This window comes from Rhodococcus sp. 14-2483-1-1, assembly GCF_002259335.1.
Classification (GTDB): domain Bacteria; phylum Actinomycetota; class Actinomycetes; order Mycobacteriales; family Mycobacteriaceae; genus Rhodococcoides.
In genome coordinates this window covers 118,894-134,047 of record NZ_NPFX01000027.1, presented here as the reverse complement: position 1 = coordinate 134,047, position 15,154 = coordinate 118,894, and the positions used below count along the sequence as shown (strand labels likewise).

The 15,154-nt window shown below is 66.4% G+C and carries 12 protein-coding genes; 11 read left to right on the top strand and 1 reads right to left on the bottom strand.

Going from position 1 to position 15,154, the window contains the following annotated elements; genetic code table 11:
* Position 1 precedes the first annotated feature (1 nt).
* Positions 2-1,006, top strand: coding sequence for a GAF domain-containing protein (locus tag CH294_RS26940; RefSeq protein WP_094634012.1), 1,005 nt, complete (start codon positions 2-4; stop codon positions 1,004-1,006).
* Positions 1,007-1,101: 95 nt separating this feature from the next.
* On the opposite strand, the gene CH294_RS26935 is transcribed toward CH294_RS26940, so the two are convergent.
* Positions 1,102-1,554 (bottom strand): helix-turn-helix transcriptional regulator, encoded by a 453-nt coding sequence (locus tag CH294_RS26935; protein ID WP_094634011.1) that lies wholly within the window; start codon positions 1,552-1,554, stop codon positions 1,102-1,104.
* Positions 1,555-2,680: 1,126 nt separating this feature from the next.
* Between CH294_RS26935 and CH294_RS26930 the strand changes: the two genes are divergently transcribed.
* The 10 genes from CH294_RS26930 to CH294_RS26885 all read left to right on the top strand — a co-directional run bounded on the left by CH294_RS26930 (position 2,681) and on the right by CH294_RS26885 (position 15,060).
* Complete coding sequence (locus tag CH294_RS26930) at positions 2,681-4,015, top strand: hypothetical protein (protein WP_249305514.1); 1,335 nt, start codon at positions 2,681-2,683, stop codon at positions 4,013-4,015.
* Positions 4,016-4,060: 45 nt separating this feature from the next.
* Positions 4,061-4,726 (top strand): hypothetical protein, encoded by a 666-nt coding sequence (locus tag CH294_RS26925; protein WP_249305513.1) that lies wholly within the window; start codon positions 4,061-4,063, stop codon positions 4,724-4,726.
* 3 nt (positions 4,727-4,729) lie between these two features.
* Positions 4,730-6,898: a cutinase family protein gene (locus CH294_RS26920; protein WP_094634009.1), complete on the top strand. Its 2,169-nt coding sequence runs from the start codon at positions 4,730-4,732 to the stop codon at positions 6,896-6,898.
* 115 nt (positions 6,899-7,013) lie between these two features.
* Positions 7,014-8,642: a peptidoglycan DD-metalloendopeptidase family protein gene (locus tag CH294_RS26915; RefSeq protein ID WP_249305511.1), complete on the top strand. Its 1,629-nt coding sequence runs from the start codon at positions 7,014-7,016 to the stop codon at positions 8,640-8,642.
* A gap of 55 nt (positions 8,643-8,697) precedes the next feature.
* Positions 8,698-9,348 (top strand): hypothetical protein, encoded by a 651-nt coding sequence (locus CH294_RS26910; protein ID WP_094634007.1) that lies wholly within the window; start codon positions 8,698-8,700, stop codon positions 9,346-9,348.
* Positions 9,345-9,962: a hypothetical protein gene (locus CH294_RS26905; RefSeq protein ID WP_094634006.1), complete on the top strand. Its 618-nt coding sequence runs from the start codon at positions 9,345-9,347 to the stop codon at positions 9,960-9,962. Before CH294_RS26910 ends, CH294_RS26905 begins: the two co-directional genes overlap by 4 nt.
* A 53-nt stretch (positions 9,963-10,015) precedes the next feature.
* On the top strand, positions 10,016-11,476 hold the full coding sequence (locus CH294_RS26900; RefSeq protein WP_141216551.1) for a ParA family protein: 1,461 nt from the start codon (positions 10,016-10,018) through the stop codon (positions 11,474-11,476).
* A gap of 68 nt (positions 11,477-11,544) precedes the next feature.
* Positions 11,545-11,958, top strand: coding sequence for a hypothetical protein (locus tag CH294_RS26895; protein WP_249305509.1), 414 nt, complete (start codon positions 11,545-11,547; stop codon positions 11,956-11,958).
* Between the two features lie 55 nt (positions 11,959-12,013).
* Entirely contained in the window at positions 12,014-12,757 is a 744-nt protein-coding gene (locus CH294_RS26890) for a hypothetical protein (RefSeq protein WP_094634004.1), read from the top strand.
* A 35-nt stretch (positions 12,758-12,792) separates the two neighbouring features.
* Positions 12,793-15,060 carry a hypothetical protein gene (locus CH294_RS26885; protein WP_141216550.1) on the top strand — a complete coding sequence of 756 codons (2,268 nt, stop codon included), beginning with the start codon at positions 12,793-12,795 and terminating at the stop codon, positions 15,058-15,060.
* Positions 15,061-15,154: the final 94 nt, after the last annotated feature.

Here is a 15,154-nt window from a genome sequence, read left to right as displayed (position 1 = left end):
CATGTCGAATAGCTGGATCCTGATAGAGACGTTCGGAGATGAAGAGCCGTCCGTGATCGGAGTTGGGTCCTCGCCCAAGTCTTTTGTTTCACCTCGTCATGTTCTGCGCAGCTCCGCCAGCCGCAACGAGGCACTGGCCGCGGTGACGGAGACGCTTGTTACGGGAGCCATGGTGGATCGGCTGTCCAGAGACCGATACAGGCGAGTACTGGCCGAACCACTGCAAACCTTTGCGGGCCGTACGCACGGGGCATGGGTGTGGCTCGGCCGGCGCGATGAGACTCCACCTCCGCGAGACGCCACCGGGGCGTGGCAGTTCAACCTCACGAATAGCACAGCAAGCGGAAGCAATGATCTACTCGATTTGTACCGCGTTCCGCAAAACGAGCGCGAGACCCAGCGCGCACTCGCGGGAGCGTTCACCCGACTTGTCACAAACCGTGACGAGAGCGAAGCTATGGCCAAGATCGTGCAGTCAGCACCGGGCACTACCCATCAAGCAGTTTGGACAGTGAGACGGGACGACGGCGAACTTCGGGCCGCGCACTTCTCGTGCCGGATGATTGCCGAAGACCAGGCTGCGGGCACCGAAATAATCCTGAGGGGCATCACGCATGACATCGGCCCCGCAGGTGAAATCACTATCGCTCCCCCACCCACGATACTCGAGCATCGTGTCCTGGAGGCGTCTACCAAGGAGGGCGAGTACCGCGCACTGGTCAACCTCAGGACTCTGAACTTGTTGCGCTGGTACAACTCTGAACCTGTACCGAATATCTGCTGGGAAAACCTTCCCGACGAACCGGTACCGGCCATTCATCCGGACGACGTACCAATTGCGAAGCAAATGTCGAATGCACTCGCACGCGAACGCACTAACGCCGTGCTTCGATTCAGAACTCTCGACGGACATTGGAAGCCCATGAAAGTCAACGCGGTTCTGGTCTCGCTTGATCAGCACACCACGGCCGCACTTGTCACTCTGACCGAATTGTGCGAAGAGTAAAAAATCTCGCGGATCCATGCGGATCTACAGAGACTATTGCGGACTCACGTCGATCGCAGCGCCCGCACTGCACGTACGTTTAATAGTTGCGTTTTTTACAAGGACTGCGCGCGTGTCGTGCGTGCATCGCGAGTTCGACTCCATGCAGCTGCCACCGTTCGGGTGGATACCCCATACGCTTCCGCAAGCGACTCGATGCGCTCCTCCGTCTCAGGCTTGCGCCCCCGCTCGATGTCGGCGAGAACAGTGGCCGACATCCCCAACATCCGCGCAGCGTCGCCCTGGGAAAGCGCCGCATGCACCCTCAGGTCGGACAATTTGAGCTGAGACTCCGGAATCGGAACTAAGGCTGCGACCGACGTGTGCAGGGCATTCGCGATTCGACCAAGGGTCGCCGGCGGTGGCGTTGAACGCCCCGTTTCCCAGGTGGATACCGCTTGCCTAGTCGCGCCCACAGTCGCCGCAAGGTCGTCAGCACTGAACCCAGCGCGTACCCGAAGCTCGCGCAACCGATCGGCCCGAAATCCACGAACCCCGCTTCGCGGCACTGTCCCCACTCTCTATCGACCTTCCAAGACAGCTTCATCTTCCTCGATCCACGTCAACCTCGATGTCTTGTGCGTTTTATAGTTGCGCGCTATCGTTGCAACAATGCGCTCGCCCGTTCCGAGTTCCACAACCTTCAACCAATTGCGCGGTGCACCAAACCTGTTCTACAGTCCTATTGCGCGCCCAAAAGGGATTCCTCGGTGCTTGTCGCTCTCGGCACTGCTTGTAGCGCGGGACATTAGGACGGTTTGCTCACAGATTCCGTCCGATCATTCCTGTCGGGAGTTCCACATGGTCACGTCGCTCGCGGTTTCCGCTCCACCATTGCCGTCGACAGCTAAGCCCAGAATTGGACAGCTTCGAAGTTCAGTGCTGGGCCAACACGGACGAGGCGCGACGACAAGTGCGTTCGACCGACATTGCCACTTTAGCCAAGGGTGTGGGGGTGGACCGAGGTGAGTGCCGCACGGGATGCGATGGAGTCAACTTTCCTCGCACAGAGACAGTTTTGCGCGTCAATCGTCGTGAATCGGACACATGGTGACTTGATTGCATGCTCGCTCGACCACGGGCATTCCGGTCGCCACCAGTACATCGGTGACGACGGAGCCCTGCTAGCCGAGTGGGGTCCATCCACATCGTGCACTGATCGATCCATTACTTCCAGTAAGCCGTAGACCTGGCGGTTCGAATTGCAGCCCGACCCGAGTGGGCTTCTGCTGATAGTCCCGCTCGTGAGCTACAGGAGCTCCCCCGACGTCCTGTAGCTCGAACGGTGGACCGGCGCGAGGGTCGCGCAGTAAGCGCATTTCATCATGTTCGGTACTGCGCGGCCCCGCCGGGACATCACCCCTCGAACCCACACCCGTTCTGACAGAGAGGATTTCGATACCCGATGTGGATTTTCCAGCAGCCTTGGTTCTGGTCGGTGTTCTTCGGCTGGCTCTGAGCCTCTAGCACGTGATGGGTGCGTGCGACTGGCCCACAACCTATGGATCGCACGCACCCATCCACTTTCTCCACTCACTTGATCTAGAACCAATCGTCGCCAGAACGGTTGCTCCGCAATCGCATTCACCAGAACGACCCGACCATCGGGTCGCACCAGGAAGGGATCGACACACAATGCCAGCAACACCGGGCACCGGACACCACCGCTCACCCAACACGCGAGGGCGGGTGATCAAATCGCTGCCCGCCATGGCCGCGGTGACGATCGCAGGCCTGACCATGCAGGCCGCTCCCGCGCAGGCCGCACCCTCACAGCCGGGCGTCATCGCCCCGCAGGAATCACAGCCGGGCGTCACCGGCACACCGCAAACGGCTCCGGCCACCCCGCCGCCGGCCGCACCGGAAGAACGCCAGTACCTACCCGGCTACCAGCCATCACCACAGGTCCAGCAGACCCCGTCGCGTAGCTATGACGACTACCTGGCCGGTAACCAGCAGTCCTCGTACTACCAGAACACCTACTACGAAGCCCCTGCTCCGCAGGCCGCCCCGAGCGAAGCACCCCCGGCATTGCAGGCGACTCCGCCGCCCCCGCCGCCGGTCCCGACGGTGCAGCGCAAGGTCATCGCCCCGATCGACGCACCTGACGGGTACTTCCTCGTCGGCGGTGAACTCGTGCCGTACGACCCGAACATCGTGGACCGCAATTTCGTCGAGCAGTTCAACAACACCACCCAGGCAATTCAAGCCGACGGTGGTAACTGGCTCGTGGACAACGGTTTCGCCGATGCACCTCGTGCCGACCGCATCGCGGCCGGTACCGCCACCGGTGTCATCACCGGTGGCGCTGTCGGCCTGGCTGCATCGGTGGCCCCGGCCGCAGTGATCACTGGCACCGGTGCTGCTATCGGTGGCGCGCTCGGACTTGCGGCGACGACCGCAGCCACACCCGCGGTCATCTGGGCCGGACCGGTGGGGTACATCTTCGTTCCCGGTGCGGCCGCACTTGCCGGTGCCGGCGTCGGCGCTGCCCTGTCGGCACCGATCGTGCTGGGTCTGACCGGCGCTGGCGCTGCCATCGGCGGTGTCCTCGGTGCCACCGTTCTCGGCGGCGAACAGCAGATCATCGAAGAGCCGGCCCCCGCACCCGCGGTGGTTCCCCCGGCCGCCGACAGCGTCCCGGCGATCCCGCCGGCCGCGACCGTCGATCTCCCCGGACCCGTCGGGCAGGTCCGCGACACTCTTGCTGCCGACCCGAACGGCCGCCAGGTGCTCGCGGCCGCCGACACCGCAGTCCAGAACGCGGCACCGATCGTCGACAAGGCCGTCAGCGACGCGTCGGTGTGGACCGCACCTGCCGTCGAAGCAGCACAGGGGTTCACCTCGAAGGCCCTCGAGCAGCCTGCCGTCGCCGACACCGTCGCCGCGGTCACCACCGCAGCAGCACCGATCGTCGATCAGGCCAACGCCGCGCTCGCAGGACTGAACGCCGCCTTCGCCCCTGCGTGACCGCTCTCTCCCCGGATTCATCTGTCCCCGAAAGGATTCACCCTCATGGCGCGTGAGCACCACGGTTCGTCGATCGTCAGCGCCACCGGCCCGAGCCGGTCACCGAGACGTCCACAACCACCGCGCGCCGCATCCGGATCCCGTGACGGCAGTCGTCGCCGAGCAGCCCTGCTGTTCGGCGGCGCTGCCGTCACGGTCGCCGCAATCCTCACCGGCGTCATCGTGGCCACCGGTGACGACCCGCAACCCGCGCAGGGCCCACTGCCGGCCGATGCACTGATCACGTCCGCGCCGTCGACGTACACCGAGCAATCACCCAGCGAGAGCTCACCGACGTCTGCTCCTGCCGAGTCCGCGCAGGGTGATTGCTCGATGCCCGCGGGCGGGCAGGACAGCGGCGAGAACGCCATCAGGGCGTTCGAGTACCGCCTGTACGTCGAACGGTCCGGTGCCGCCGCGTTCGAGCTCCTCTCCCCGGCCGCCCCGCCGTTCACCAGCGTGGCGAACCTCGACGCGGGTATCGCCGCGACCCCTGTCGGCTCGATGTACTGCCTCGACCTCGATCCGGTCCTGCCCGGGCTGTTCACCCTCACCGTCAGTCTCGTCCAACCCGACGGGACACCCGGCCCGAAGTACCGCACCCAGCGCGTCACCACCTCCGTGGTCGACGGGCGTCATCTCATCGAATCGATCACCGAAGTAGGGGAATAGACCATGCGCAGTGCCGTCTCCGTCCGACTCGCCGCCCTGACCGCCGCCGTGGCCACCGGACTCGTCCTCGTGGCCCCGGTCGCCTCCGCCGCACCCGCAGCCGGGTCGCCGTGCGCGCGATACGTGGCGGTCCTGGCACCGGGAACCACCGAGACCCGCGCCGATGCCGACCCCACCAAACCGGCCGGAATGCTCGGACAAGTCGGCCAGGAGCTGCAGCGCCGCTACGGATCTCAGATCCAGGTCGTCTACCCCTCCTACCCCGCACAGGCATTCCTCCAGTCCGGCATGACGTACGCGACCTCCAAGACCGAAGGCGATCGGGCCACGGTCGACGCCCTCACCCGCTGCCCCGGCTCGAAATTCGTCATCGGCGGCTACTCCCAGGGCGCTCAGATCGCCAACGACGTAGCGGTCGACATCGGGACCGGGTCCGGACCGACGCCGCCGGCCTCGGTACTGGCGGTCGCACTGCTGGCCAACCCCAAGCGCGGCACCGCAGGTGCGAAGGTCGTCGGTCCCACCCTCGCCGGTCAGGGAATCGGAGGACCCGACGCCCGCGGATTCGGTGCCCTGTCGGGGAAGGTCTTCGACATCTGCCACCCCGACGACAAGTACTGCAACACCGAAACGTCCTCGAACTCCTTCCTGGCCTCGCTCGGCCGCATCCTCGCCAACCCACCCGGCACCGTAGAAACAGCAGCCGGAGCCACCGTCACACCCGGCACCAGCGCGCCCACAGCCACCGCAACCGGCCAATCCACCGCAGCAACCGCGACAGGCCAGTCCACCGCGACATCGACGCAGCCCACCTCGACCAGCGCCACCGAAAGCACCCCCACTCCGTCGACGTCCTCGACCCCCGGAGCCCCGACAGCCACCGGCGCGGGTGCAGGTGCGTCGTCGTTCCTGGACGCAGTCACCTCCGACTACGGATTCGCCGACCTCTCCGCCGCACCCGGTGCCGCGTCCTCGCTGGCAGCCTCGGTGGACAAGCTGCAGACCGCCGGCGCTCCGACCTCGACCTCCTCGGCTCTCGACATCGCCGAGATCGGCCAGCAGGCCAAGCTCCTGTCCGGCACGTTCGCACCGGTCGCCCAGACACAGTCGTGGATGGCGGCGAACCCCGCCGCCCGTGACGGCCTGCGCACCGCAGCCGAAGGGTCACCGGAAGCAGCGACCAGCGGAGTCGTCGACGCGCTCGACCAGATCGACATCCCCAAGATCGTCGGTGCCGCCGACCAGGTCGTGAGCTTGGCGAGCAGCGTCCTGTCGGGCGCATCGGCTCTGAGCGGCTCGACCCCGTCCGCAGCCGGCGCAGCTCCCACCGATGCCGCGAGCACGTTTGCGGCCTTGTCCGGCCCCGCGCAGACGTTGAGCACGGGAGTGTCTCCGCTGGCCAGCACCCCGGCCGATCAGCTCGCGACCGCGACATCGGTTCTGTCGGCCATCAAGCCGGTCACGATCATCAACCAGGTCCTAGGCGTGGTGACCGGGGTGACGTCGGTCGACTACAACGGCGTCGCGGCGAACCTGCAAGCCCTCCCCGGATTCTTGCTCTCGGGCAACATCAAAGAAGCGCACCGGGTTTCGGGTGAGCTGAACAATCAGCTCTCTCCACTGGTGAAGATGGCTGCCGGGGTCGATCTGTCCTCGATCGCGCGGTTGATCAGCCTGATTCCGGACCCGTCCGGCACCGCGGCCGCGACGTCGATGGTGGCAGGTCTGCTCGCGAACGTCGACGTCATCCGCCTCGCCCGCGACGTCGGACAGCTCCAAGAGGTCGCATGGCAGGTCGTCGAGACCGGAAACCTTCTCGCTCTCGGTCAATTGCTGCCCATCGGAATCGATCTCGCCAACGTCGCACTCGGCGTCCTGATGCCGAGCCAGAAGATGTCCGCCGACCAACTGCACGCACCCACCGATGCGATGACCGCGCTGATGAGCAGCCAAGCACAGAGCAGCGACCTTGTCGGACTGGGAAATTCGGCATTGGCGACGGTCACCTCCCCGGACGCCGCAGCCCTGGGGCAGATCGTCGACGCCGGCGTCACCGCAGCGAGCTTCCTGGGCTCGCGGGTGCACGAGTCCTACGGCCAGTGGCTCGTCGACGGCAAACGCACCGCCCTGCAGGAAATGGTCGAGATCTACACCAAAGCAATCGGAGGCTGACCGCGCCGGACACCGAACCCGTTGCCCCCGAACACCTATCCGGCCCACCGCACCTGTCCACCCGCAGCGCATGTGACCTCGCGTCACCGATCAGATGAAAGGACGTCGAAGGCATATGGGCAAGTCCAGCACCACCTCGAACGGCATCAAAGCCGGGGCCGCGGTCATCGCGGCCGCGGTGGTGCTGGTCGGCGGCGTGGTGCTGGGCAGCGACAACCCCAAGAAGGTCGACGACTGCCTACCCACAGCCCCGGCGGCCGGGCAGGTGGCACCGGGACCGGGAAACAAGACCCAACCCGTGCTGGCCGGAACCTACGAGATCACCTCCGGTTTCGGTCCTCGGTGGGGCACGATGCACCGCGGCGTCGACTTCGCCGGGCCTTTGGGCACCCCGATCTACGCGGCGACCTCGGGAACCGTCGCCGAAGCCGGTCCGGCAGCGGGGTTTGGCAACTGGGTCATCATCGACACCACCATCGACGGCCAGCGACTGTCCACCGTGTACGGCCACATGAGCGCCGACACGATCACGGTGAAGAAGGGCGATCAGGTCACCGCGGGTCAACACATCGCCGGCATCGGCAACGAAGGCGGATCGACCGGCCCGCACCTGCATTTCGAGGTCTGGCAGGGCGGGCGACTGCCCGACGGCGCGGGAACACCGACCGACCCGCAACCCTGGCTCGCCGGTGCCGCCGAACCCACACCAGCCGCCCCCACGACCCCGGACACCTCGGCTACCTCGTCCCCGGCAATCGTCAATGCCGCCTCGGTCCGCCCGATCGGCGGGGCCGGATGCGCCCGCCCCTCGATCGGTGGATCCGACCTCAAACCGGGCAGTGTCCCACCCGAATTCGAGCCCTGGATCAACCGAGCAGCGGCCACCTGCCCGGAGATCACCGCACCGCTCATTGCCGGGCAGTTCAAGCAGGAGAGCAAGTTCGACGTCAACGCCTACAACGCCCGGTCCGGTGCCACCGGCCCGGGACAGTTCCTCCCGTCCACCTGGGAGCAGGAAGGCGTCGACGGCGACGGCGACGGCAAGCGGGAGATGAACTCGGTCGCCGACGCAGTGATGTCGATGGCGTCCTACGACTGCAAGATGGTCGAGCTGTCGAAAAAGGGCCTCGCCGACGGTCGACTGACCGGCAACGTCGTCGATCTGGCGCTGTCGATGTACAACTGCGGACCCGGTGCCACTCTTTCCCAGGGCCACACCTGCACCAACAGTGAAACCCAGGGCTACATCACCAACATCCGCAAGTTCGCGATCGAGGAGTTCACCGCACCAGTAGCCGCGATCGTTCCCGGTGGCCCGTCGTCCGGATCGGCCGTCGTCGACGCCGCCACCCGGTGGCTCGGCACGCCCTACGCCTGGGGCGGAGGCGACGAGAACGGGCCGACCGTCGGCACCCGAGACGGCGGGGTCGCCGATATGTACGGAGACTTCGCCAAAGTCGGATTCGACTGCTCCGGTCTGGTCAAATACGCCGTCGCCCAGGCCACCGCGGGCCGCATCGTGCTCCCGCACCTCGATTCCGCCCAGATCAACGACTCCCGCGGCACGACCATCGCCAACCCTGCCGACCTGCGGCCGGGCGACATCATCCAACCCCACTCCGGACACATCTTCATCTGGATGGGCGCGAACACCGTCGTCGAAGCTCCCCAATCCGGCGACGTCGTGAAGATCTCGCCCTGGACCCCTCCCGCGTCCGGACTGAAAGCCAAACGCTTTGTCTGACATCACACTTCCATGCCCGCCCTACCCGTCCACCGATGAAAGGCAGAACCTCAAGATGACCGTTTCGGCAGCAACTGAATGGGAGCAAGCAGCGGCCGCAGTGCACTCGGCCGCCGACACCCTGCGCGAGTACACCAGCGCCGACCTGCGGACGTGGGCGAAGGAGAACAACCTGTTCGCACGCTCGATGTGGCCGAAGATCAAACGAGAACTCGTCAAACAGCTCGACATCGACTACGACGAGCTCCGCGAGAGCGAAGCGATCGCACGCACGAACGAAATTGCCGCCGTCGCAGAGAATGCACCACTGATCGAGCTGTACGCCGCCGGCGACGACCGCGGCAGCTTCGCCATTCTCGGACCGGTCGACGACGCCGCTTGGTACGGCACCTTCCACCGCAACGACACGGTGTTCCGCAAAGGCAACCAGACCTCCGCCGACGACTCCGCCGCCGGCAAGGCGATCTTCCTCGCAGGCAAAGCCCGCGAGCACGCCGGCGTCGAGGCAGTGCGCCTGCTGCTGCACATCAGCAACCCCCACGTCGACGGAACGGCACTGGCGGGCGTCGCAGCCAGCCACGGGGTCTCCCTCGAACTCGACATCACCGACGACAACCGCGCCGTCGACTGGTGCGAGGAAACCGGTTTCCAGGCCTGGCAAGCGATCCGGCTCTCGGACCTGTTCGTCGACGAGGACCCGTCGTGACTGCCGCCCGGAACGCCGCCATCGCCGCCGCGCTCCTGGTCGCCGTCGGCCTGGCCGCAGGTTGCTCGTCCACCGACACCGCCACACCGCCGACCACCGCCACCACCGCAGGTGCACCGGCGCAGCAGTGGACCCCCGGCGCGGCCCCCAGCGCCACCCAGACACGGTCGCCGGCCACCACCCCGGCCCAGATACCGGACACCCTGGCCGGGGTCGACGACAGCGATCCTGTCGCTGTCGCCGATGGGGTGGTCACCACGTGGTTCACCTGGAACACCGCCGTCGACGCCGGGCCGAACGACGCCGCTGCCCGTACCGGGTCCGCTCTGACCGACCGCTTCCGTGAGCAGCTCCTCGCCACCACGCCCACCGGGAGCCCGGGCGGTCAATGGCTCGAATGGGCCTCGGTCGACGCCCAGGTCTGGCCGACGGTGTCCAACGTGCCCAATCAGGGCGCGATCGATACCGCGAGCGCTGTGCACCGGATGTACCAGGTCGAGCAGACCGCGATCGCCGCCGACGGCTCGGTCGCCGGCGTCGACACCGTCCAGGTCGCCGTCCTTGTCGTCGACGACGACGGCCGTTGGAAAGTCGATGCGGTGCAACAACTGTGACCGATGACCGCGCAGCACACCCCGGATCCGCCCCCTCCCCGAAAGGAACTCCGATGAGCATTCCTGACCCGTACAGCGAGCACCGCGAGAACTATGAAGCCGAGACCGCCGTCGACCTCCGCAAGCAACGCTTGCGCCGCCAGAGCGACCCCAACCCCGAACCTGCCGTCGTCGACGAGGACACCGACGGTGAGCACGACGCCGGCACCGACGCATTCGACGACGGGGACGTCAACGAGGTGTTCGCCGACCCCTACCAAGTGGGTCAGGATGCGTTGGCAGCCAACGAAGAACCTGCTATCGACATTCCTGCCGAGTACGGCGGCCGCGACTTCGACTCCGAGACCGCCGAGCTCGACAACCGCCCTGCCCTCTGGGGACTACGCGGCCGGGTCAACGCCGCTCTGGGACTGACCCGCCCACCTCTACCCGAGTCCGCCGAAGCCCGGTTCCGCCAATCGGTGCGACGGGTCCAGCAGCCGCTCCCGGGATGCATGGTCGTCTCGGTCATCGGTCTCAAGGGCGACGCGGGCAAGACCTCCACCACCACCGCGCTGGCGAACACCTTCGGCACTCACCGCGGCCGCGGAGTCGTCGCCTGGGATGCGTGCGAGAACTCCGGCACTCTCGGCCATCGCGCGCACCGCACGACCGATCCCGAACTCGGACCGTGGGACATCCTCGAGAACGCCCGCGCCCTGGCCTCCGCCGATGCAGTCTCGGGCACCCTGGGGCACTATCTGCGCCTGCAGCCCACCCATGACGAGGTGCTGGCCTCCGACAGCTCGACGAGCCGCCAGAGCGGGATCGGGTGGGACGAATGCGCCGCGCTCATGGCAGTGCTGCGCCGTCACCGTGACCTGATCATCGTCGACACCGGCAACAACGCCACCGCCAGCAACTGGCAGTGGGCCGTGCAGCATTCCGACATCCTGGTCATCCCGCTTCCGCTGCGACGCGACATGGCGATCCTGACGATGAACATGCTCGACGGCATCATCGCCCGCGGCTACGAGCACCTGGTGCGATCGGCGCTGATCCTGACCGTCGTCCTTCCCGGCGACAAGGACTCCGTCGATACAGCACTGCGGCTCGAAGGCTGGCTCGAGAAGGAGTTCGAGGCCATCGGCGGGGTCGGACGCATCATGCGGGTGCCCTACGAGCCGAAGTTCGCCAGCGGTGAGCGGATCCGCTATCAGGAGCTCGGACAGGCGACCGTCGAGGCGTACACCAACGTGGCAGCGGAGATCGCCGACAGGCTCGCCGATCGCGCGTACGAGCGGACCGCCGAATACGCCGATGCATATGCCCCACAGGAGTTCACACGTCCCTCGCAGGCCGAACGCCGCCCGCCGCGTCGTCCGTACTCGCTCCCCCCGCACTCGATCCCACAGCCCGCTCCGCAGAGCTACGACGCCGACGCGGACTACGACCGGCACCCGCCCCGGGAGCAGTGGCGGCCGCGAGCCGTCCCACCCCGAGACCAACCACCCCGAGAGGACCCGTTCCGATGACCACCGAACCTGTTGCCCCACCCGACTCTATTGCTCTACCAACCGTTTCCAGTGAAAGGACGCCACCGATGATCACACCGCCTCCCACCCCGACCCGGGGCCGCGCCCTCGCTCGTCGCGCAGGGAATGCCGCAGCGATGACCGCCGCCGCACTCACCCTCGCGGTCATCTTCGCCGGCCCCGCCTCCGCCCAGGACTTCAACCCGATCAACGGAATCAAGCCGTCGTTCGAGTTCCTCGGCCCGTCCTTCCAGAACGTGTGGGCGCGGGTCGCCGCCTCGATCTGGGGTGTCCTGCTCGCCGGAGCATCGGTGAAACTGCTTGTCGCGCTGTACAAGATGCGCGCCGCGAAAGCCGGCGGTTACGGCGCGGAGATGAGCGACTCGATGGGCGAGGCGAAAGTCGCCGGGGTCGCGGTCGGCGCTCTGGCCATCGGCGGCGTCATCGTCGGCGCAATCATGTTCGTCGCCAATCCTGGCTGACCTATCACCAACAACGTTCCGGCTCAACCCCATTCGATGAGAAAGAAGAACTGACATGGCACGAGATTTCTCCGCAGTCGGCGCCGCCGGCTCGACCACCAGCGCGACGGGATCGGCGTCCGGCTCGCCCGGATCGGGCCTGTTCGGGCTGCCCAAGTGGGTACTGGCGATGATCGCCGCCGCCGTGGCGTTCGTCGTCGTGATTGCCGTGGTCGTGTTGACATCCGGGGGGAGCGAGAGCTCCACCGATGACGGAGCCGATGCGATCCGCGCCGCGCACGGCCCGACCACCACCATCGACGGCGTCCCTGCCGGCTACACCCGCGATCAAGCGGGCGCCCAGACCGCCGCGGTGAACTTCACCCAAGCCAACGGCCAAGCCTATGCAGGTCGCATCGATGCTCAGCGCCTCAAAGACGTTGCCGTAGCGGCAGAACCGACACCGGCGTTGACAGAGGTCCTCGACGTCTCGTCCGAGCGCCAGGAGACCGAGCGCGGCACGGTCAACGGCGTTCCGATGATCGTCACAGTGGAGAACTTCTCGCAGGATTCGGCGACGGTGTCGGTCTGGGGCATGGGAGTGAGCCAGAGCCGGGTCAGCCAGGACAGCGACAAAGTCGGCATCTTGGCCATCTACTCCACCACCACCGTGACGATGGTGTGGGAGAACGACGACTGGAAGGCCAAGGACTGGAGCTACAAGTCCGGCCCCACCCTCGAGGAAGCACAGTTCCCCGCCGATGAGTCCTCCCTCGCCAAGCAGGCCGCGGACGGCTTCTACGCCTTCTACGTCAACTGATGAAGGGTCGGCCTGCGATGTGGCGAAGGATTCTGTTGACGATCGCGGTGGCGGTCATCGCGGCGGTCGGGTTCGCGTGGCCCGCGGCCGCGCAGCCCTCGGCTGTTCCGGCACCGGTTCCCGGTGGCGGATCGACCGCGACCACGACGGCGAAGAAGCTACCCGAGACCTTTCCTGCGGATCTCCGCAAATACATCGCAGGTACCGACGAGTTCAAAGCAGCACCGTGGTTCACCGGGCCCTGCAAGGACAAGGGCGGCGATATGGGCCAGTACGTCGGATCGGTGATGAGCAACGAAGGCCGCCTGCTGTATTGGACGGCCACCGAGAACGACCGCATCGCGCGGTGGACCGCCGCGGTGTCCGTGCGCAAGGACCCGGTTCTGATCGGTGTCCTCATCGATGCCGGCGCGGTCGGCTCGCAGACCACCGGTGTCGATCTCGGGGTCGAGCAGAACCGCAAGGCCGCGCTGTCCATCACCGACGATGCGGTGCTCGAATCGTTCTACCCGCCGGTCTATCCCGCCGGCGATGCCGCGATGGCTCCCCCAGCCCCGACCTGCGCACAGGATCTCGCCCGGTGGACGACCAAGACTTCGAGCACCTGGGGCTTCGAGTGGGCCTCGACTCCCGATGCGGCCTCGCTCGCCGAGATGAAGGCGCAGCCCAATGCCGACCAGGTTCCCGAGCAGGCCTGGACCGACGCGTGCGCCGAGGGAGTGCCCGGGTCGCTGTGCATGCACGCGATGTACGTCAACTGCAGCAAGGCAACCGACCGCGACGACGAGGTGACCTGCCGAGAATGGAACACCAGGGTCGGAAAACTGTTCGGCGGCACCATGAACTGGATCGATCAGAACACCAGCTTCAGTGACCGCCTGAGCGAGACCCTCGAGTCAGCGTTCAAGGCGACCCCGCAGTACAAGGTCGGCAAGATGTACGTCGACGGCTTCTCCTGGGTGTGGGACAACACCGTCGGCGCGGTCGGCGACATCGTCGCCTTCGTCAAAGACCCCTCCGACGTCATCGACTCCTGGGCGAACAAGCTCAAGAGCGCCGCCGTCGGCACCACCACATCGGTCCTGCACGGGCTCGCCGGTATCGGTGAGTTCAACCCCACCGACCCCGAATTTCTCAAGGTCTACGCGATGTCGACGGGTCTGGGCATCTTCGTCATGGCGCTGATGGTGCTGCTGGCAATCTACAAATCCTCCGACGGCAGCAGACCCGGTATGGAGCTGGCCAAAGACCTGTTCGCCTACGCCCCGGCCGGGGTGATGATGATGCTGTTCGCGCCCTCGTTCGCGCAGTTGTTGATCTCGCTCGCGCACGAACTCTCGGTCAGTCTGGTCTCACTGCTCGGTAGCTCCACCGACGAGGTGGTCGACAACATCTCCTCGGTCCTCGGCCCGCTGACAGATACCACCCTGATCGGCGGTGCCGTCGGTGCCATCGTCGGGTTCGGGTTGATGTTCCTCGGCGCGTTGTCGCTGTTCTTCGGGTTCTTGATGCACGCGAACGCCCTGCCGATCCTGGGCGTGGTCTCGGCGATCGCCTTCGGCATGTGGGTGCATCCGAACTGGCGCAAGAAGGCCCTCCGCCCAGTGATGGTGTTCCTGGGCATCGTGTTGTCCAAGCCTCTGCTGTTCGTCATCCTCGCCGCGATCTTCGCGGCCATCAACATCTCCGCGGCCGGCGCGGTCGCGGACGACGGCGAGCTCGAATCCCTCGGGGACCTCGGCTCGATCGCCGTGTGCCTGGTGATGGTCGGACTGGCCCCGTTCGCGCTGCTCAAGTGGTCTCCGATCCTGCCGAGCGCCTCCGATTCCGCCGACTTCGGCAGTAGCGGGTCGGCCACGGGTCAGATGATCGGATCGAGCGCGGGGATGTACCAGATGCGCGCCGGCGGCGGCGGTGGAGGAACCGGGGGCGGCGGGAGCGCGGCCTCGCGCAATGCCGGTGTCGCCGATGCACCCGGCCGCGTCGGTAGCGGCGGTAGCGGCGGTGGCGGTGGTTCCCGGCCGGGTGGCGGCTCGTCGGCATCGAGCACCCATGCCGGTCAGCAGAGCGGCCAGACCGCATCGAGATCCGGCGGTCTACCGGGCAAGAGCGGTGGCCACGGCGGCGCGAAAGCAGGTGGCTCGGAATCGAGGCTGCTCGCCGCCGCCGGAAAGACAGCAGGAATGGCGGCGGGCGCCGCGACTGTCGTCGCTCCGATCGCCCTCGCCTCGGCCGGGGCCGCGATGAACAAAGCCGGAGCGGCCGCGCAGAGCGCCCCCGAACACCCCGACAGCGACAACTGATGTCCCACAACACGAACGGAGAGACCATGACCGCCACGACTGACATCGGCTGGTTCGGTCCGCACCCAACGCCGACTGCCCGGCGGGGGGCGCG